This window comes from Erythrobacter crassostreae (genome assembly GCF_019204045.1).
In the GTDB taxonomy this organism is placed as follows: Bacteria; Pseudomonadota; Alphaproteobacteria; order Sphingomonadales; family Sphingomonadaceae; genus Erythrobacter; species Erythrobacter crassostreae.
In genome coordinates this window covers 189463-208388 of the sequence record NZ_JAGSPC010000001.1, presented here as the reverse complement: position 1 = coordinate 208388, position 18926 = coordinate 189463, and the positions used below count along the sequence as shown (strand labels likewise).

The window sequence follows — 18926 nt, the reverse complement described above, 5'->3', positions numbered from 1 at the left end:
GCTATCCACGCGGTCGCGCTTGCTCGTAGGTGCCAAGAATCCGCAATACCTTGGAATGAAACGCACATTCTTCAAGCGCACGGTCCACCGCCGGATCACCGGGCGCGCCGATAATGTCGGCGTAGAATGTGGTCGCGGAAAAGCTCGCGCCCTTTTGGTAGCTTTCAAGCTTCGTCATGTTGACGCCGTTCGTCGCAAACCCGCCCATCGCCTTGTATAGCGCGGCAGGGATGTTCTTCACTTCGAAGATAAAGGTCGTGATCGCCTGCTTATCGCTGCCTAATTTTAGAAAGGTTGGCTGATTGGCGAGGATCACAAACCGCGTCATGTTGTCGCTACTGTCCTCGACATGCTCTTCGGCGATTTCCAGACCATACAATTCCGCTGCAATAGCAGGCGCGATGGCAGCGAATTTCGGATCGCCTTTTTCCGATACGAATGCCGCCGCACCGGCGGTGTCAGCATAGCTGAGCGGCACAATCCCGCGTTGACGCAGGAACAAACGCGATTGACCCAGCGCCTGAGGGTGGCTGTATGCTGCCTCATAAGGGCCGGGGCCGACGCCCATCAGCGCATGATGGATCGGCAAGAAATACTCGCCCACAATCGAAAGGCCGCTTTCGGGCAACAGAAAATGGATGTCGGCAACACGGCCATGTTGTGAATTTTCGATCGGAATGATGGCTTGGCCTGCCCGGCCATCCTTCACCGCTTCCAATGCGTCTTCGAAACTGAAACAAGGCAGCGGGAATGCATCGGGCCGGGCTTCGCTGGCGGCGCGGTGCGAATTGGCACCGGGCGAACCCTGAAACGCGATGGCTTGCGCAGGATTGGCCTCGGCTGCGGAGCGAAGCTGGTCAACGATAGCAATGGCTGGGCCGGGAAAACTGCGCATAATGGCGCTCGTGCTAATGCGGGTTAGCCCTTGCGGCAAGTGCGGAAAGCGGCCCGGTTGCACGCAATGCACCAATAGATGATGCGAACTCTCTTGCGCCCACGCGCAGCGGGCATTATTGGACCGCTCTAATGACACAGAAAAACTCTTCAGAAACGACACCTGCGGCCGAAAATGGCGGCGGTGACCTGTTCAATACCGCAGCAGGCTGGGTCCTGTTTGCAGGCGTGATGGCCCTTGGCCTTTCGATTCTCAGCGGGAAGTTCTTCCATGCTGATAAGCCCGAGATGCCTGAGAACCCCGGCTATTTGATTGCGGTGGCGGAATCGGAAGATGCTGGTCCGGCCGAAATGACCATGGCGGCGGCGCTTAACATGATGCCGCAGGACGAGCTGATCGCCAAAGGCGAGAAGGTTTTCGCCAAGTGCATGTCATGCCACTCGATTGACGCCGGCGGCGCGAACGGTGTTGGTCCGAACCTCCATGGTGTGATGGGCGCTGCTTTCGGTTCGAAGTCTGGCTTCGGCTATTCTTCGGCGCTTACCAGCATGGGCGAAAGCTGGGGCTGGGAACAAATGGACGCGTGGCTGAAATCTCCAAAAGGCTACATCAGCGGCACGTCAATGAGCTTTGCCGGTCTGGGCAAGATCGAAGACCGCGCGGCTGTCGCGATGTATCTGAACGCAAATGGTTCAAGTCTCGCTGTTCCTGAATATGTTGAAGAAGCTGCGGCGGAAGCAACCGAGGGTGCCGAAGGCGAAGCGCAAACTGACGAAGAAGGCGAAGCTGCAGCCGAACAGGATGCAGCAGCTGAAATCGAAGAAGCCGCTTCCGAATAAGACTTTAAATGGGCGCGATCAGTCGCGCCCTTTGAATCCCTGAGCGACGACATACCATTCGGATGAACCCTTGCGGCTCGCCGGGGGTTTGGCGTGCTTAACGGTCTTGAAGTGCTTCTTTAACAAGGTCAGCAATTCCGCATCGGTTCCGCCCGCCAACACCTTGGCGATAAAGGCGCCGCCTTTTTCCAATGTCTCTGTTGCGAACCATGCTCCCGCCTCGACCAGCGCCATAGTGCGCAGATGATCTGTCTGCTTGTGGCCTACGGTGTTCGCAGCCATATCCGACATCACCAGATCTGGTGGGCCGTCCAATGCTTCTTCGAGAACCGCAGGCGCGGCATCGTCCATGAAATCCATTTCGAAAATGGTGACGCCTTCGATCGGCTCCGTCGGTAGCAGGTCAATGCCGACCACTTTCGCCTTTGGCGCTTTGGCGCGAACCACCTGAGCCCAGCCGCCCGGTGTAATTCCAAGGTCGACCACACGCTTTGATCCGCGGATCAATCCGAACCGTTCGTCCAGTTCGATCAACTTGTACGCTGCGCGGCTGCGGTATCCATCGGCCTTGGCCTGTTTCACATATGGATCATTGAGCTGCCGTTGCAGCCAGCGGATCGAAGATTCGCTGCGCTTCTTGCCTGTTTTCACACGCTTTTCGGGATCGCGACCGGAACGGGCCATCAGTTGTCCTTGCCCGAACGGGTCTCTTGAAGTGATTGTAATGCGCGTTCGCTCTGACGTTCTGCGGCCATAAGGCTGCGCAGGATACCTTCACGAATTCCGCGATCAGCGACTCCCAGCTTTTCGGCCGGCCAAAGATCGAGGATCGAATCGAGAATTGCGCAGCCAGCCACGACCAGATCGGCACGGTCATTGCCGATGCATGGCAGTTCACTGCGCTCTTCTGGCGACATGCCGGACAAGCGCTCACTGATACTGCGCATAGCGGCAGACGGAACGATTAACCCGTCGACTGCCTTGCGATCATAGTGCGGCAATTCCAAGTGCAGGCTTGCCAGTGTGGTTACTGTGCCGCTGGTGCCCAGCAGACGAATGTCGTCATGCGTTGAAGCCTCTGCAATACGCTCGGCAAATGGCGCAAAACTGCCCGACACAATCTCGCGCATCTTCGCATAGCGGGCGATCCGCGCGTCATAACTGTCTTCGCCGCGCCCAACCGTATCCGTCAGCGATACGACGCCCCATGGCACACTTTGCCAGTCGATAATGCGCGGGATCTTTCCGCCCGGCTCCAGCAGGACCAGCTCGGTAGAACCGCCGCCAATATCGAAGATGACTGCCGGACCTTTGCCTTGCTCCAGCAATATGTGGCAGCCCAGCACAGCAAGGCGGGCCTCTTCCTCTGCGGTGATGATATCAAGCACGATACCGGTTTCTTCTTTCACGCGCTCTATAAAGGCGGCGCCATTGGCAGCGCGCCGGCAGGCCTCTGTCGCGACAGAGCGTGCCAGCCTGACTTTCCGGCGTCGCAACTTGTCTGCGCACACAGAAAGGGCACCCAGTGCCCGGTCCATCGCCTCATCAGACATTCTGCCGGTCGTAGCCAGATCTTCGCCGAGTTTTACCACGCGGCTGAACGCATCAATCACGGTGAAATCGCGGCCAGAGGGGCGCGCGATCAGCAAGCGGCAATTGTTGGTACCAAGATCGAGCGCAGCATAAGCTTCGCTGGGGCGATGCCCGCCATGCGGTTTTGCCGCAGAAGCGTTGTTCGGTGAGGAGCGCTGCGCGCGGGATTTTCCGCCGCTATCGCCTTTTCCTTTGTGTCGGGAGGGACGTTTGTAGCGAAAATCTGCTACGTTACCGGACCTGCGGCCCCTTTTCTTGCCAACACTTTTTTCTTCGTCCGGCGGATGCGTGTCCGCCATAATACTGTATCTTTCATATCACCCGCGCGTATGGCGCGAGCACCTGAAACAAAAGCTAACTCAAGAGCGCATTAAGAGCAAGCGAACGGGGCCTTGACTGTGCTGCGGTGCGAAACTAGGAGGCCCGCTCTCTCGGCGATGGTCCCCCTTTAACCCGCCGCGTATTGCCCCGTCGTCTAATGGTAAGACTACGGACTCTGACTCCGTCAATTGAGGTTCGAATCCTCACGGGGCATCCATTCCACCGGCATTCCACCGGCATTCCAACTGCGCGCGATCATTCGGTATCTTGCCGATGCGAGTCCGCGCGCCTAGAGCGTTTGCATGACAGATAAAGACCTAACAGATCACAAGTTTTACCACGCTGGCGAAGAGTCGCGTTTCACAGAAGAAGCGCCGGATCGCACGCCGCAGACCGAACATCCCGCCTACAAGCTGGCGTTCCGCGATCATGATTTCCTGCTTCGCGATGAATTGCGTCCGGTCAGGTTCCAGCTTGAGCTGTTAAAGCCGGAAATGCTGCTCGACGAAGCGCGGGTCGGTTCGACCATGGTCATGTATGGTTCGGCACGTATCCCTTCACCGGAAGAAGCGCAGGCCAAGATTGATGCGGCAAAGAACGGTACCGAGTACGAGCAGAAGGTGGCTCAGCGGCTTGCTGACAAAGCCCAATATTACGAAGAAGCGTACAAGCTCGCCCGGTTGATCACTGAAAAGGCCATTATTGAAGATGGCAAACGCCAGTTTGTGGTCACAACCGGCGGTGGCCCGTCGATTATGGAAGCGGGCAATCGCGGCGCGAGCGATGCGGGCGGCGAATCCATCGGTCTCAACATTGTTCTGCCGCACGAGCAGGCGCCGAACCCGTATGTAACGCCTTATCTCTCGCTGAATTTCCATTACTTTGCGCTGCGCAAGATGCACTTTTTGCTTCGCGCGCGGGCTGTCGCGGTGTTCCCGGGCGGTTTCGGTACTTTTGACGAGTTCTTCGAGCTGCTGACTCTGATCCAGACTGGCAAAATGAAGGCCGTTCCTATCTTGCTATTCGGCAAGGACTTCTGGACGCGGGTTGTCGATTTCGAAGCGATTGCCGAAGAGGGTACGATCTCGAAGAAAGACCTTGAGCTGTTCCGCTGGTGCGAAACGGCTGAAGACGCTTGGCAGCACATTTCGGAATTCTACGAACTCGAAGATCGCTCCGCCTAATCGCGGCGGCGTTGGTCTCTAGGCTGCCGCTCGCGGTTGCCGCCAGCCGCCCCGCGAATGCGCCGAGTGTTCAAGCCTTCGCGGATCTGCCGGTTTGTACCCCGCAGGATAGTGCCTTTGTAGCACCCTAAAGTGTATGGATATTCGGCGGTGACGCGGTAGGCATAACTATAGTTCCTACCGTCGATCGCGATCTGTTGCGCGTGGCCGTGGCATTCGTCGAGATCACTGTTGGTGAATGCCTGTCCCTCGCCGCCGCTAAGGCCCATAATCGGGAAGCCGTCTATGGCCCAGCCAATGATGGCGTTTTCCTTGATACCCGGGATGCAAGGTGCCCCCGCATGATAGTGATATTGGCCGCGTCCTGATGGATGGCCGGCGCATGCGTCCTGCACTTCGTGTGCTGCGGCATCCAGACCTGCGTCGTCCAGCGCATTGTACAATGCCACCCCATTTACCGTGAAGCCAATCATCCCGCGGCGAAGGCAGCCGGGTTCGCTCGCGAAACTTGGCTGTGCCGGGATCATAAGTTCGAGCGCCTGTGCAGCGATCGGATTGGGATTGGTATCGTATTGATATGCAGGGTCGCTCCGAGCGATCGGGAAAGTGCCGGTCGGGTGGTTTGTCGGCAGACTGTTCATCTTCACCGTGATGCTGCTTTTGTCCGCCACCATCTCAAAATAGGCTTCCGGCCACGATTTTTCGCCGCTCACGACTACTTTTTCGTCAGGGAACCATCGCCCTTGCCGCAGCCATTCGCCGTAGTGCCTTGCGCCGCCGGTTCGGAAATCACTGGTGCATGAATAGACATATCCGGTTTGCGGCGCGTCGGTAGAAACCCGTCCGTCGCCAACTGGCAGCGACGCGTCGGAACCGGCGTGTTGTGCGGAAACGCTGCTCAGATCATGGGCCACCACATGTCCGTGACTGCCAGCCAGAATGCCCAATGCAATTGTGGTTCTTGCGATGCTTTTGCACGCCATATGCCCGATGCTCCGGTTTTTGTATCTGCTGTTTCCTATCAACTAAGGGTCAAAGCAGTCAGGGGCGAATTGTCGCAAATGGTCGCACGATTGTATCAGTCTTCCGAAAGGGACCGGACCGCCTGATGCCCCAATGGACCATTGCCGAGACCGTAGCCGGGCGCATTTTCGATGGCGTGGCGGACGAAATTTCGCCCAAGCCTGACTGCGTTTACCAGTGGCTGTCCGTGGCCGAGCAGCGTCGCGATGGCTGATGACAGCGTGCAGCCGGTACCATGCGTGTGCTGCGTATCGATGCGGGCATGTTCGAATTGAACCGCGCGCGTATCCGGAACATACAGAATGTCGATTACTCTCGCATCGCCCGTATGGCCGCCTTTGGCGAGAATCGCGGCGCCGGTGTCTTCACCCAGTTCCTCGGCCGCGCCAGCCATTTGCGACGAATCCGTCAGGCTTCTCTCAAGCAGATGCGCCAATTCCGGAAGGTTCGGCGTGATCAGCGTGGCCTTGGGAAACAGCGTTTCACGCATTGCAGCTATCGCGTCCTGAGCGATCAGCGTCGCGCCGCTCGTTGCGACCATAACCGGATCGAGCACGATGGGCACTGAGCTGTCGATGAGGTCTAATCCCTCTGCCACAGCATTGATGATCTCTATATCGTGGAGCATGCCGATCTTGATTGCGTCCACCCCGATATCGTTGGCACACGATGCAATCTGTTCACGTACAATCGCGCCGCCCATCGGCGCGATTGCCTGCACACCGACGCTGTTTTGCGCGGTCACCGTGGTAATCGCGCTCATGGCGTAGCCGCCGAGCATGGTGATCGTCTTTATGTCCGCTTGAATGCCCGCGCCGCCGGATGAATCCGATCCGGCAATGGCGAGAATGCGGGGAGGGGCCTTGTTCACCCTTTGAATTTCCGCTGCTTTGATGGGGGGTACTTATCGTGCAGCTTCGCCGCACGGGTCGGTCGGTCCATCAATTCACCGCCGCAATTCGGGCATTGGTCATCCATCTCTTCGGCGCACGGCGCGCAGAATGTGCATTCAAAGCTGCAGATAAACGCACCGGGAGCTTCGGCTGGCAGATCATTGCCGCAGCGTTCGCAGTCAGGCCGCATTTCCAGCATTGGAAGTTCTCCGTTTAGGTTGCAGCGCGAACGGCGTCGCACACGCGGTCGACCACCGCCTCGACCTGTTTCTTGTCATCGCCTTCGGCCATCACGCGGATAACCGGCTCTGTGCCGGATGGACGGATCACCAGGCGGCCCTTGCCTTCAAGCTCTGCTTCAGCTTCGGCAATCACGGCCTTAACTGCCTCATTGTCGAGCGGTGCGCCGCCCTCATAGCGGACATTTTTGAGCAATTGCGGCACTGGGTCAAACAGATGCAGGATCTCGCTGGCCGGTTTTTCCGAGCGGACCAGGCTGGTCAGAACACGCATCGCGGCGACCGTGCCGTCCCCTGTGGTTGAATGGTCCAGCATGATCATGTGACCGGATTGCTCGCCGCCAACGTTGAAGCCGCCTTCTTTCATCCGCTCGAGCACATACCGGTCTCCGACCTTGGTCCGCTCTAGCGTTAATCCCTGTGAGGCGAGATACCGCTCAAGCCCCAGGTTGGACATGACCGTTGAGACTATTCCGCCGCCTTTCAGGACACCTTTTTCGTGCATCCGTGTCGCGATCAGGGCCATAATCTGGTCCCCATCAACCGCGCGGCCTTTCTCATCGACGACGATCAGCCGGTCTGCATCCCCATCAAGAGCGATGCCGACATGCGCCTGTTCTTCCACAACGCGCGCTTGCAACGCCTCGATAGCGGTCGAGCCGACCCCGTCATTGATGTTTACGCCATCAGGACTCACGCCTAGCGCGATCACTTCCGCGCCCAATTCCCAAATCGCGGATGGCGCAACCTGATAGGCGGCGCCGTGCGCGCAATCGACGACAACCTTCAGCCCATCGAACCGCACTTCACTGGCGACCGAGTTTTTTACCGCGTGAATATAACGGCCCCGGGCATCCTCAATACGGCGAGCGCGGCCGATCTTCTCCGCTGGTACGAGTGGGATGTCGGTCTCGATCAAGCGTTCAATTTCCGCTTCTGCTTCATCTGACAGTTTGAATCCGTCAGGCCCGAACAGCTTTATCCCGTTATCAGCATAAAGGTTGTGGCTGGCAGAAATCATCACGCCCAGATCAGCGCGCATTTCGCGTGTTAGCAGAGCGATAGCGGGCGTCGGTAATGGGCCGGTCATGATCACATCGATCCCGACACTGGTGAAACCGGCGACCAGCGCGCTTTCCATCATATAGCCGGACAGGCGGGTATCCTTGCCAATCACAACCCGGTGCCGGTGACCGCCGCGCACAAAGTGCCGGCCAGCAGCTTGCCCGACTTTCATAGCCGTCGCCGCTGTCATGACGCCGCTATTGGTGCGGCCTCTGATGCCATCTGTGCCGAAGAATTTACGTGCCATGCCCCTAAGAGCCCCCTGATTGGTCAGCCATATTTGTCAGGCGCTTCTGGCGCGGTTATCGCGCGAAGGGAAGAGTTTCGACATAAAGATTTACAGGTAAGCAGGGGTTCGGTTTTTGACCAATGATGTTCCAGCGGGCGCACCGGCCGCTTCTGATAGCAATTTTGAGCTGGTTGCGATCCGCCTGCCTGTCATCGCGACCTTTGCCGCGCTGATTGTGGGGCTGGGTTTGGGCGTCGCCTTTGCTGGCGGAGGGCTGCCGCAATGGTTGCAGGATAGCATCGCGCTGGTCGGCACGCTGTGGCTGCGGGCTCTTCAGATGACGATTATCCCGCTCGTGGCGAGTTTGCTGGTGCTCGGCATTGCGCAGATGATGTCTGCGGCCCGCGCCGGTGCGGCTGCGATCAAGTTTTTGGTGTTGGTTTTCGCAGTTCTTATCGCGGGCGGGATATTTACAGCGCTGATCATGCCGATGGTGTTGCAGACCATCCCAATACCCGAAGCGGCCAGCGGATTTTTGGCTGAAGTGCCAGGCGGCGAACAGCAAGTCCCGGGAATTCTCGATTTCGCCGCTTCGCTTATTGCGCCCAATATGATTGCGGCGGCGGCGGAAACGTCAATGTTACCGTTGACGATCTTCTTCGCGCTGTTCGCTGTCGCAATCGCGAAGCTGCCCGGCGGCCAGAACAAGACGCTGCTCGGATTCTTCCATGCATTGGCCAATGCGATGTTGATGATTATCGGCTGGGTCTTGTGGCTTGCGCCTGCGGGTGTTTTGGCTCTGGCGTTCGGTGTCGGCATGCGAAGCGGGGGCGGGGCATTTGCCGCGCTTGCGCATTACATCCTGATCGTATCGGCCATGGGCGGATTTATTCTGGTGCTCGCTTATCTGTTGGCGTGGGTGCTCGGCGGGATTAGCCCGCTGCGCTTTGCGAAGGCATTGGTACCGGCACAGGCGGTGGCGGTGTCCACACAGAGCTCGCTCGCCAGCCTGCCGGCAATGCTTGATAGCGCCACGCGGCTGAAACTGCGTCCGGAGACCAGCGAATTTGTCTTGCCACTGGCTGTTGCGATCTTCCGCGCAACCAGTGTCGCGATGAACTTGGCGGTCGCGCTCTATGTCGCGGCGCTTGCAGGCATTGAAGTGCCTCTTACGCTGATGATCGTAGGGATATTGATTGCGGTCATCATCAGCATCGGATCGGTCAGCCTGCCGGGTTCGATCAGCTTTGTGGTTTCAATCGGCCCAATTGCACTTGCGATGGGAGTGCCGATTGAGCCGCTAGCCCTGCTGGTCGCTGTCGAAATGCTGCCGGATATTATGCGGACGCTTGCGAACGTAACTATGAATGTCGCGGTGACTTCTGCAGTGGATCGCGGCGGTTCGGACGAAGCCAGCGATTAAGGCTTGGCAGCAGCGATGCCTTTGCCCGCTGCGACGTTATCCAATTCTTCGAGGATCGCCCGATGTGCTCTCGCATCTTCGGTCGATCGCCGCGGAATATCGCCGTCTTCCAGCATGGAATTCAAAGTTGCGCGCGCGCGTCCTACCCGGCTTTTGATCGTACCGACCGCGCAACCGCAAATTTCGGCTGCCTCTTCGTAAGAGAACCCGCCAGCGCCGACGAGTAGCAAAGCCTCGCGCCGTTCAGGCGGCAGCGTAAGCAATGCGCGGTGCATGTCGGAAAGATGGATCGGCTCTTCCTGACCCGCTGGAGCGGTGAGGATACGCTCTGCCACGCCTTCATCATAATCGCCGCGGAACCGGTTGCGGCGCATATCGGTGAGGTACGCATTGCGCAGGATCACAAACGTCCAGGCACGCATCGATGTACCCGGTTCAAACCGGTCTTGTGCGGCCCACGCTTTCAGCATGGTTTCCTGAACCAGATCATCGGCCATATCAGGCCGGCCGCAAAGGCCGCGCGCGAAGGCGCGCAGATGCGGGACAACTTCGGTAAGTTCTCGTTTGAACGCTGCTTTTTCAGCCGGTGTGCGCACCGGCAGTGGCTTTTTATCCGCCATTATCTGCCAGACCCTTTGCCCGATGCATTCTCATGATCATCGAGCTTGTCGAGCAGGTCTTTGAAACTGTCAGGGATGGGTTCGTCTACCACGGAATCGTAGAACTGACGCAAGCCATTGGCCCAGTCCGGCGCTGCTGCACCGTCTTTGCCTCTGTCGCTGTCCATGCCTTTATCCGTCACGTTTTTATCCGAAGCCATCGGCTCGACCAGATCCCTTCTAGTGGTGTCTATCGCAATCTCGGTTTTACACCTTTGGTGTACATCACCTCTTCGCGTAGAGTGGGAACGAAGCGCGCCCTGTTTGGTTCCGTCCACACGGGATAGCAGATACTGCATAATGAATACGAATACGACCATGAACGATACTGGCCCCGAAAGGGGAGTGCAAAAGACGCGCGAAGCGCGTGGGAGTGTGCGCGGGTGGATGCTCAACTATCCCCGCGCAATCCCGCTTGCGATCTTTGCCGCTATCGCCGCTATAACAGCCCTCAGTGTCTATTCGATTGAGCGCAGCGAGCGAGCACGCGATGCCGCTCAAATGCGGGAACAGGCGCAATCGATCGCTTCTGAGCTGGAGCGGCGCGGCAACAGTTTTTCATCTTATCTGCGGGCCGGAGCTGCACTTTTTTCCAGCGTTGATGAAGTCAGTCCCAGCGTATTCCGCCAGTTTGTCAGCGAACTGCGGCTCAACCTAGAATATAAGGGAGCGGAAGGGATCGGCTGGATCACCGTGCTCCCAAGAACGGGCGAGGCAGAGTTCCTTGAAAGAGTTCGGGCGGGGCAACCCGAATTCCCGGACATTCGGCCTGTCTCTGGGCCTGCGCTTCCGCGGTTGGCCCCTATCACTTATTTCTCCCCCGACACGCGGAGAAACCGGCGCGCGCTCGGGTTCAATATGTATTCCGACCCCGTCCGCGCAAAGGCGATGGACGAGGCAAAACGCACAGTTCAACCAACAGCATCGGGCCGAATTATTGTCGCGCAAGAGGGGTCTGATGAAGCGCTCGGTTTTATGATCCTTATGCCGGTCTATTCCGGTGAGCCATCCTTGCGCGATGCCAATGAGAGCTTGGCTGGCTTCGTTTACAGCCCGTTCGATGCAGCGCGCTTTCTTGAAACGGCAATCGAACGCACTGGTTCGACAGGTCTCGGCGTGCGATTGTACGACGAAGCGCTGAAACCGGAGCAACAGCTCGCCGCTGTGACACTCGACGGGAGAACAACGCAGCAGGTTGAGCAAAATGTGTCGTTCGCCAATCGGCAAATGATACTTCTTGTCGAAACCGATGAGAAACAGACGCTTGCTCCATTGTCCATGGTTACGCTGTTGTTCGGACTGGCTCTGTCTGGCCTTTTGATGTTGTTGGCCCGCCTAATCACGCAGCAGGCGCATGAAGATCGGGCGCGTTTGACGTTCTATGAAGAGCAACAATCAATCCGTAATTCCCTAAGCCGGGAACTGAATCATCGAGTCAAGAACACGTTGGCAAACGTGCTTTCGATCATGTCGTTGACCCGCCGACGCGCCAAGGGCCTCGATGATTTCGCCGATAGCCTCGAAGGGCGGGTGCGCTCGCTTTCGGCAACGCATGACCTTCTCACCGGAAGTGACTGGGGCACGACTGCCATGAGCTCCGTTATCGAGGCTGAGCTGAGACATTTCCGCGGCGATTCGGAAAACGCTTTCGCTGTCTCAGGCCCTGATGTTGAGCTCGCCCCTAACGATGCCCTGTCCCTCGGCCTCGCGATCCACGAACTCGCCACCAATGCTGCCAAATTCGGGGCGCTGAGCGCATCCGAAGGTTCGGTTGCCATTACATGGGAACTGGTGGGCGAAAATCTTGCTGAACTGGAATGGTGCGAGGCGGGCGGCCCGCCTGTTGCACAGCCTGGCAAGAGGGGGTTTGGCTTGGAGCTGATCGAGAAGATTGTCGCACACGAATTGAAACATCCGGTGCAGCTCGATTTTCATGACCACGGTGTGCATTGCCGCCTTCGCGTGCCGGTCCGGCGGCGAAGCGAGTTCCAAATTCGCGAGCCGGTGTCTCTCTGACCCAAATGCGGCTTAGTCCAACGGACGGCTTGACCCAAAGAACAGTGCCTGGCTGATCGCGGCGCGCACGGTCTGTTCCTGAAACGGCTTGGTCACGAGATAGGTCGGCTCTGGCCGGTCACCGGTCAAAAGGCGTTCCGGATATGCGGTGATGAAGATGACCGGTACTTTTGCGATGGCGAGAATATCATCAACCGCATCAAGGCCCGATGATCCGTCAGCAAGCTGGATATCGGCAAGCACGAGGCCCGGCATACTTTTCTCGACTGCTTCTTGCGCCTGAGTGCGGGTCGCCGCCGTGCCGGAAATTTCGTGACCAATCCCGCTCACAAGATCCTCAAGCTGCATTGAGATCAAAGGTTCGTCTTCGATAATCAGAACCGATGTCGCTTGCTCGCGGTCGATTTCGCTAACGGCTTCGGCGACCAGCGCTTCGATCTCGGACGTTTCCATTTCCATGATCTGTGCGGCCTGTGCGGGCGAAAAATCTTCTAGTGTCGTCAGAAGGAGAGCCTGACGATTGAGCGGGGTGATCGCGCCCAGCCTTGCCTGAGCGCCGATCTCATGTTCGCCGCTTGCGATTTCGCCAGCATCCGCGTCCATATATGCGCTCGACCAGACTTTGTTGAACGCGGCGTAGAGCGGAATACGTCCACCGCTGAGCGATGCTTTCAGGTCCTCGTCGGCCAGCGCCGCTTCTAGTGTCGCGCGAACGAATGCGTCGCCGGTCGCCTGCGATCCTGTTAGCGCGCGGGCATAACGACGCAGGAAGGGAAGGTTGGCTGCAACTTCTTGACCTAAAGGCATAATATCTCACTTTCACGACCAGAACGGCGGCCAGTCCTTGGCTCCGAATCAAGTCCATAGCGCGTTGAGTTGATCGCGTCGCCCCTGCTTTTGTGTGCAAAGATTACATGTGGCAATCGTAAGTTTGCAGCTTGCAGAAACTCCCTTGAATGCAAATTCGAACCAATTCGGAGCAATTGTTCAAAAAATTTTTAAACGTCCGGGAACCGCTCTTTTAGGTGTGCATTCTGTCTATATCACCGCCGAGACCCCCCTCCCGTCCAAGCGGCCGGTGATACGATCCCGAAAGGCCATCACTTTCCCAAGTGGTGGCCTTTTTTCGTAACGGCCTAGGAGGCGAGCGGTTTTTCGTAGATCGCATATTCGCGGTTGATTTCGCTATCAATCATCTCTGCGATGGCGACCATCCCCTGATTATCATCAAGGACCCAGCCCAATTCGCCGCGGGTCGATTCAAACTGACCGGTGGCATGCACCCGGATGTAGCTGATCATCATAAATGCAAGCTGGCTCGCCAGGCGCGAATTGTGCATTTCCTTCAGCACTCCCATCAACGGAACGCGCATGCCCGAGCCTCGAGGCTTTTTGAGCCAGCGCAGCATGTGCAGCCAGCCAAACGGGAACAGTTTGCCATCAATGCGGGTAAGCGCGTCATTGATGTCGGGAAAGGTCAGCATGAAAGCGACCGGCTTGCCGTCAACCTCGGCAATCATGTTCAGATCTTCGTGAATGATCGTTTTCAGCTTTTTGCCAGCATAGGCGACTTCATCAGGCGTGAATGGCACGAACCCCCAATTATCCGACCACGCATCATTCAGGATCGAAAGGATTATATCGGCCTCTTCATCCCAGCGGTCCTTTCGAACAGGGCGAACATTGATCCGGTCATTGCGTTCGCCTGACTTTACGATCCGCCGGATCAGCGGATTGAACTCTTTGGTGATGTCGAGATCGTAGGTGTACAGCGTTTTTGCGCGGGCATAGCCTGCTGCTTCGATCCAGCCAGCATACTCTGCAGGGTGGTGCCCCATCATGATCATGGGCGGATGGTTTTGCCCTTGGACGAGCAATCCGGGCTCTTCCCAGATCGAAAGCGAGATCGGCCCGACAATGCGGGTCATGCCATGATCGCGCAGCCACGTTTCGGCTGTTTCAATCAGAATGTCCGTGACGTCTTTGTCCTCGGCGTCGAAATATCCAAACATTCCAGTGCCCGGGCCGAAGCCCTGTTCGGCAGGCATGTTGAGCGCGAGATCATCAATATGCGCAGATATTCTGCCAACAGGATGACCACCACGGTGCGCGATGAAGAACTGGGCGCGGGCATGACCGAAGAATGGATTCTTGTCCGGGTTCACCAGCTCCAGCTGCTCGCTGCGCAATTGCGGGACGGAATTGGGCGTTTTTGCCGCGAAGGCGCGGCCCACATCCACAAAGCGTGCCCGTCCACGCTTGTCGGATATGGTTTCAATGCTTATTTTCGCATCTGTCACGCGGCGTTTCCCGTAGTTTGATGTATCGAGGTGCGTGTTTGCCCTCGAAATGGTCTTACGTGCAAGCCGCTCGATTACTCTTGCCAACATATCCTGTTTGGCGCTGCCGCACCTTTTGCGGTAAAGGCCGCTTTGAGTTTAGCTATGAACATACAGCAATCCCCCATTTCTGCCCCGGAAGCAGTCCAGACCAGCCCGCAAAGCCGGAAGGCGCAGCGTGCCGATTTTCAAACCGAAGATGACAAGGATATGCTGCGCGCCGCCCGCGATCTGACCAAGGATTTGGGTGAAGCCAAGCCGGGCATTTACTGGCCAGACATGCTGATATCTGCAGGGATTGGTTATGCGGGTATTGCGACAGCGATCGTGTCCGCAAATGTTGCCGTAGCTGTGTTCGCAGGCGTGATTGCTTCGCTGGCATTGTACCGCGCGCTGATGTTCATTCACGAACTGACCCATATCAAAAGCGATGCGTTGCCCGGTTTTCGCCTCGGCTGGAACGTACTGGTGGGCATTCCGATGCTGACGCCGAGCTTTATGTACGAAGGCGTGCATGTGATCCATCACAAGCGCACGCAATATGGCACGATCGAAGACCCGGAATATCTTCCGCTTGCGCTGATGAAACCATGGAGCCTGCCTGCATTCGTGTTGGTGGCTTTGCTTGCCCCGCTCGCGCTGATTGTCCGTTTCGGAATTCTCGTACCGCTTGGCCTGATTTTCCCCCCGTTGCGGAATTTTGTGTGGCAGCGTTTTTCGTCGCTATCGATCAATCCTGATTTCCGGCGCAAGCCGCCAACAGATACACTGGCTTCGCGGGTTCGCTGGCAGGAAGCTGGAGCTTCGGTTTGGGCGATTGCAGTCTTGCTCAGCCCGCTTGTGCTCGATTGGCGCCCGCTCTTGATTGCGCTTGCCATCTTCTCCGTAACAGCGGTCCTGAACCAGCTGCGGACACTCGTCGCACATTTGTGGGAGAATGAAGGCGATCCGATGACGGTTACCGCACAGTTTCTCGATAGTGTGAATGTGCCGCCGCCGGGCCCGGTTGCGGAAATCTGGGCGCCTGTGGGGCTACGCTATCACGCACTGCATCACTTGATGCCATCAATGCCGTATCATGACCTGCCAGAGGCGCACCGCCGCTTGAAGCGTGAGCTTGGCGATAATTCAACCTATGACGGCGCGAACCATGCGGGAATGTTCCCGCTTGTGAGCAGGATCGCACGCAGCACAATGATGCGTTAGGGGATGCGCCTAGCGCGATCAGCGCCGCCTCAATCGAGAAAATGGATCATCGCGCAGCGCCGCTCTGCCGGTAGTCCGTCATCTGCTTCGTTGGCGAGCTCGCCTGCCAAACGCGGGTGCGCATCAAGCGCGGTGACCTCTTCAAATCCAAGCCGGTTATAGAACGGGGCGTTCCACGGCAGATCGCGAAAAGTCGTGAGCGTGAGTGCTTTGAATCCGGAATTGCGCGCATCGATCTGGCACGCTCTTAACAGACCGCCACCGATGCCTTTGCCTTGATGATCGGGAAGAACATCCATTTCCCAGATATGCAATTCGCGCTGGAACGGCTGTGTTACGAGGAAGCCGACCATATCCTCACCGACATGACTAACGAGGCAATGACCCTTTCGGATGAACACGCGCAGTTCGTCAGGCTCCCACAGGTCGTCTAAGTCGAAATCAGCAAGATCGGGATCGTCCGCAAACAACACGGAGGCAGCCAACTCGATTGTCGGCATGGCATCGGCATCTTCCGGGCGCGCCAGACGCAGCGACCATTCGGAGCGGCTCATTCTTCGGTCCGGATAAGAACCGTTTCACCGACGAGCAAAAACAAGAAGAACGGAGCCCAAGCGGCGAGGAAAGGGGGGTATCCGCCAAAACTGCCCATGGCCAGTGCGGCGTTGTCGACCACGAAATACGCAAAGCCCAATGCCATCCCTATGACCGCACGGACAAATAACTGTCCGGAACGGGCCAATCCAAAAGCAGCAATCGATCCGAGCAGCGGCATCAGGAATGCGGAGAGCGGGCCCGATATCCGGTGCCACCAACTGGCGCGCATTTCAGATGTTCGCCGGCCGACAGCATCAAACGCATCAATCGTGTCGGACAATTCCCAGAATGACAGGCCGTCCGGATCTACCGATTGAAGGTCGATTTGCGCCGGCGTTAAATCCTCACCCACAACCATTGTTTCGAGTTCTTCTGTCTCGGCGCTGCCAACATCAAAACGGACGGGGTTTTCGAGCGTCCAACCCGGCCCAGCATAGCGCGCGCCGCTGGCTTTGATCTGTTCGCGGATGATGCCGCCCGGTCCGCGCGCATACCAGGTTACACTGTCCAGCGTGATGCTCTCTCCGGTTCCGGTCAGGGTTTCGGCGGTTAGAATGTTGGAACCGTCGGTCAGGTAGACATTCGAACGGATGCCGGTTTCTTCCGGTATGGGCCCGTATTCGGCGGCTTCCCAAGCCTTCAATGTCGAATTGGCTCGGGTGACTACACGCTCATTGAATGCGAAGCTAAAAGCGGCAACGATCGCTGCAGTCAGCAATAACGGCGCAAGCACTTGATGAGCCGAAAGCCCCGCCGCCTTCATCGCCACAACTTCACTGTTCTGGTTGAGCGTAACCAATGTAATTAGGGTCGCGAGCAGTACGGAGTAGGGCAAGAAGCGGGAAATAAGCTGGGGTATTCGCAACCCCGCATATTTGAGGATTTCGCCTTGGCCATTGCCTTCCGGTGTCAGGATTTTGCCAGTGGCAGACAGCAGATCGAGCGCCATCAGGACCAGCACCAGCATCACCAGTACGGCAAAAATCCGCACGATGAACATCTTGGCCAAATAGACCGTCAACGAACGCGAAGGAAAGAAATCTAGCTGCATTGCCTCTCGCCTATGGCTGTCTATTCTGCCGGAGACAATTGCGGATCGGCATCTTCAGGCAAAGCCGTTTTCGGTCTGCGCCGCTTAAACAGCTTACCGATCATCTTGGCGACTTTCGCGAATACATTTTCCAGCGCACCGATCGCCTGACCGCCGGGAACATGCGCCACTCGGTGATACATCCACAGAATGAGCGCGGCGAAGATCAGGAAAGGGCCCCAAAGCGCGAGGATCGGATCGATCCTGCCCAATGTTGCCACGTCCTCCCCATATTGGTTCACCTTATGATAGGCGACCACCATCACGATCGAGACAAACACACCCAGCGCGCTGGTCGAGCGTTTTGGAGGGATGGCGAGCGCGACAGCCAGCAGCGGCATCAGCAGCATCATTACGATTTCGACGAGGCGGAAATTGAAGGTTGCCTGACTTGCATCCCGTTCTGCTTCGGTTGTGTTCTCACTCCATCCAATGCGGAGCAATTCTGGCAGTATAAATTCGCGTGTCTCGTTGCCGCGTGTTCGAAATTCTTCGATGGCTGGCAAATCGATCGGCAGATCGTGGCGACTGAACGAAAGCACTCGCGGCGTTTCGCTGCCTGTGTCCTGCACGATTGTCCCTTCGGTCAGGCGCAGGATGATCGTGTTGGGATCATCGGTGGTCGCCATAAAGGTTCCTTCGCGCGCGCTGATAGAGAGGACTTGATCCTTGTCATTGGCAACGCGGGCAAAGATGCCTTTCAGCTTCTGCCCCTCATTCTCGCTTTCCTCGATGCGCAAGGCCATTCGGTCCGCCAGGGTGGTAAACTCGCCGACCTTGATCGAAGCGCCGAGCGCGCCAGAGCGAAGCTCGTACTCCATCTGTTTATAGTAATAATTGCTCAGCGGCTGGACATAGAACACCAGCGCGATGTTTACCGCGACGAGCCCCAGTGTGATTGCATAGGGCACCCGCAACAGTCGCCAATAAGAAAGGCCCACTGCGCGCATCGTGTCGAGCTCGCTCGACGTTGCAAGTTTTCGGAATGCGAGCAGGATACCGAGCAGAAGGCCAAGCGGTATCGCAAGGCTGGCATATTCCGGGATCAATGCACCAAGCATCTTGAAAACAATCCCGATCGGGCCGCCCTCAACAGCCACAAAATCGAACAAACGCAGCATCTTGTCGAGCATCAGCAGCGAGGCTGCGAGCGCAAACACACTGAGCATCGGCACAATCACCAGCCGGAAAATATACCGGTCGATACTGGGAATGAGCTTCAGCACTGGTGGATCATGCGCCTTTGTTTTGTGTAGGTTTGACAGTTGTATCGTCTAACAACTGCTGGGGCCATAGCGGGAAAATCTGCCGCGGT

19 protein-coding genes and 1 tRNA gene are annotated in these 18926 nt (G+C 57.3%); 6 read left to right on the top strand and 14 right to left on the bottom strand.

Going from position 1 to position 18926, the window contains the following annotated elements:
• Position 1: 1 nt before the first annotated feature.
• Positions 2–895 carry a prephenate dehydratase gene (locus tag KCG46_RS01010; protein ID WP_218403508.1) on the bottom strand — a complete coding sequence of 298 codons (894 nt, stop codon included), beginning with the start codon at positions 893–895 and terminating at the stop codon, positions 2–4.
• A gap of 131 nt (positions 896–1026) precedes the next feature.
• On the opposite strand from KCG46_RS01010, the gene KCG46_RS01005 reads away from it, so the two are divergent.
• The gene (locus KCG46_RS01005; RefSeq protein ID WP_218403507.1) at positions 1027–1734 is read left to right on the top strand and encodes a c-type cytochrome; all 708 of its coding nucleotides are present in this window, start codon (positions 1027–1029) and stop codon (positions 1732–1734) included.
• A gap of 18 nt (positions 1735–1752) precedes the next feature.
• Here KCG46_RS01005 and KCG46_RS01000 read toward each other — a convergent pair whose 3' ends face one another.
• A complete protein-coding gene (locus KCG46_RS01000) occupies positions 1753–2418 on the bottom strand; it encodes an RlmE family RNA methyltransferase (protein ID WP_218403506.1) in 666 nt (221 codons plus the stop codon).
• Positions 2418–3626 carry a Ppx/GppA phosphatase family protein gene (locus KCG46_RS00995; RefSeq protein WP_218403505.1) on the bottom strand — a complete coding sequence of 403 codons (1209 nt, stop codon included), beginning with the start codon at positions 3624–3626 and terminating at the stop codon, positions 2418–2420. The genes KCG46_RS01000 and KCG46_RS00995 overlap by 1 nt, the downstream gene beginning before the upstream one ends.
• Before the next feature lie 165 nt (positions 3627–3791).
• Here KCG46_RS00995 and KCG46_RS00990 point away from each other — a divergent pair.
• Together KCG46_RS00990 and KCG46_RS00985 are read left to right on the top strand one after the other, a co-directional pair.
• Positions 3792–3865: transfer RNA gene (locus KCG46_RS00990), tRNA-Gln, on the top strand.
• 85 nt (positions 3866–3950) lie between these two features.
• Positions 3951–4832, top strand: a complete 882-nt coding sequence (locus tag KCG46_RS00985; RefSeq protein WP_218403504.1) for an LOG family protein — start codon at positions 3951–3953, stop codon at positions 4830–4832.
• Here KCG46_RS00985 and KCG46_RS00980 read toward each other — a convergent pair.
• The 4 genes from KCG46_RS00980 to glmM all read right to left on the bottom strand — a co-directional run bounded on the left by KCG46_RS00980 (position 4829) and on the right by glmM (position 8299).
• Positions 4829–5815 carry a YHYH protein gene (locus tag KCG46_RS00980; RefSeq protein ID WP_218403503.1) on the bottom strand — a complete coding sequence of 329 codons (987 nt, stop codon included), beginning with the start codon at positions 5813–5815 and terminating at the stop codon, positions 4829–4831. The two genes, KCG46_RS00985 and KCG46_RS00980, sit on opposite strands and share 4 nt — an antisense overlap.
• Before the next feature lie 95 nt (positions 5816–5910).
• Positions 5911–6726: a bifunctional hydroxymethylpyrimidine kinase/phosphomethylpyrimidine kinase gene (gene thiD, locus KCG46_RS00975; RefSeq protein WP_218403502.1), complete on the bottom strand. Its 816-nt coding sequence runs from the start codon at positions 6724–6726 to the stop codon at positions 5911–5913.
• Positions 6723–6947, bottom strand: coding sequence for a DUF1272 domain-containing protein (locus tag KCG46_RS00970; RefSeq protein WP_218403501.1), 225 nt, complete (start codon positions 6945–6947; stop codon positions 6723–6725). Before KCG46_RS00970 ends, thiD begins: the two co-directional genes overlap by 4 nt.
• 14 nt (positions 6948–6961) lie before the next feature.
• Positions 6962–8299, bottom strand: a complete 1338-nt coding sequence (glmM, locus tag KCG46_RS00965; RefSeq protein ID WP_218403500.1) for a phosphoglucosamine mutase — start codon at positions 8297–8299, stop codon at positions 6962–6964.
• A gap of 115 nt (positions 8300–8414) precedes the next feature.
• Here glmM and KCG46_RS00960 point away from each other — a divergent pair, with 115 nt between their 5' ends.
• Positions 8415–9704, top strand: a complete 1290-nt coding sequence (locus tag KCG46_RS00960; protein ID WP_255551702.1) for a dicarboxylate/amino acid:cation symporter — start codon at positions 8415–8417, stop codon at positions 9702–9704.
• On the opposite strand, the gene KCG46_RS00955 is transcribed toward KCG46_RS00960, so the two are convergent.
• Together KCG46_RS00955 and KCG46_RS00950 are read right to left on the bottom strand one after the other, a co-directional pair.
• Complete coding sequence (locus KCG46_RS00955) at positions 9701–10324, bottom strand: sigma-70 family RNA polymerase sigma factor (protein WP_218403499.1); 624 nt, start codon at positions 10322–10324, stop codon at positions 9701–9703. The genes KCG46_RS00960 and KCG46_RS00955 overlap by 4 nt on opposite strands.
• Positions 10324–10524: a NepR family anti-sigma factor gene (locus tag KCG46_RS00950; RefSeq protein WP_218403498.1), complete on the bottom strand. Its 201-nt coding sequence runs from the start codon at positions 10522–10524 to the stop codon at positions 10324–10326. Before KCG46_RS00950 ends, KCG46_RS00955 begins: the two co-directional genes overlap by 1 nt.
• A gap of 139 nt (positions 10525–10663) precedes the next feature.
• Between KCG46_RS00950 and KCG46_RS00945 the strand changes: the two genes are divergently transcribed.
• Complete coding sequence (locus KCG46_RS00945; protein WP_218403497.1) at positions 10664–12379, top strand: CHASE domain-containing protein; 1716 nt, start codon at positions 10664–10666, stop codon at positions 12377–12379.
• Positions 12380–12391: 12 nt separating this feature from the next.
• On the opposite strand, the gene KCG46_RS00940 is transcribed toward KCG46_RS00945, so the two are convergent.
• Positions 12392–13186 (bottom strand): response regulator, encoded by a 795-nt coding sequence (locus KCG46_RS00940; protein ID WP_218403496.1) that lies wholly within the window; start codon positions 13184–13186, stop codon positions 12392–12394.
• Between the two features lie 329 nt (positions 13187–13515).
• A complete protein-coding gene (locus tag KCG46_RS00935; protein WP_218405216.1) occupies positions 13516–14679 on the bottom strand; it encodes a GNAT family N-acetyltransferase in 1164 nt (387 codons plus the stop codon).
• A 144-nt stretch (positions 14680–14823) separates the two neighbouring features.
• On the opposite strand from KCG46_RS00935, the gene KCG46_RS00930 reads away from it, so the two are divergent.
• On the top strand, positions 14824–15924 hold the full coding sequence (locus KCG46_RS00930) for a fatty acid desaturase family protein (RefSeq protein ID WP_218403495.1): 1101 nt from the start codon (positions 14824–14826) through the stop codon (positions 15922–15924).
• Positions 15925–15953: 29 nt separating this feature from the next.
• Here the strand turns inward: KCG46_RS00930 and KCG46_RS00925 are convergent, their stop codons facing one another.
• Genes KCG46_RS00925 through lptF form a run of 3 tightly spaced genes read right to left on the bottom strand, consistent with a single transcriptional unit; the run spans position 15954 to position 18834 of the window.
• Positions 15954–16478, bottom strand: coding sequence for a GNAT family N-acetyltransferase (locus KCG46_RS00925; protein WP_218403494.1), 525 nt, complete (start codon positions 16476–16478; stop codon positions 15954–15956).
• Positions 16475–17572 (bottom strand): LPS export ABC transporter permease LptG, encoded by a 1098-nt coding sequence (gene lptG / locus KCG46_RS00920; RefSeq protein WP_218403493.1) that lies wholly within the window; start codon positions 17570–17572, stop codon positions 16475–16477. Before lptG ends, KCG46_RS00925 begins: the two co-directional genes overlap by 4 nt.
• A 20-nt stretch (positions 17573–17592) precedes the next feature.
• The gene (gene lptF, locus KCG46_RS00915) at positions 17593–18834 is read right to left on the bottom strand and encodes an LPS export ABC transporter permease LptF (RefSeq protein ID WP_218405215.1); all 1242 of its coding nucleotides are present in this window, start codon (positions 18832–18834) and stop codon (positions 17593–17595) included.
• Between the last annotated feature and the right edge of the window lie 92 nt (positions 18835–18926).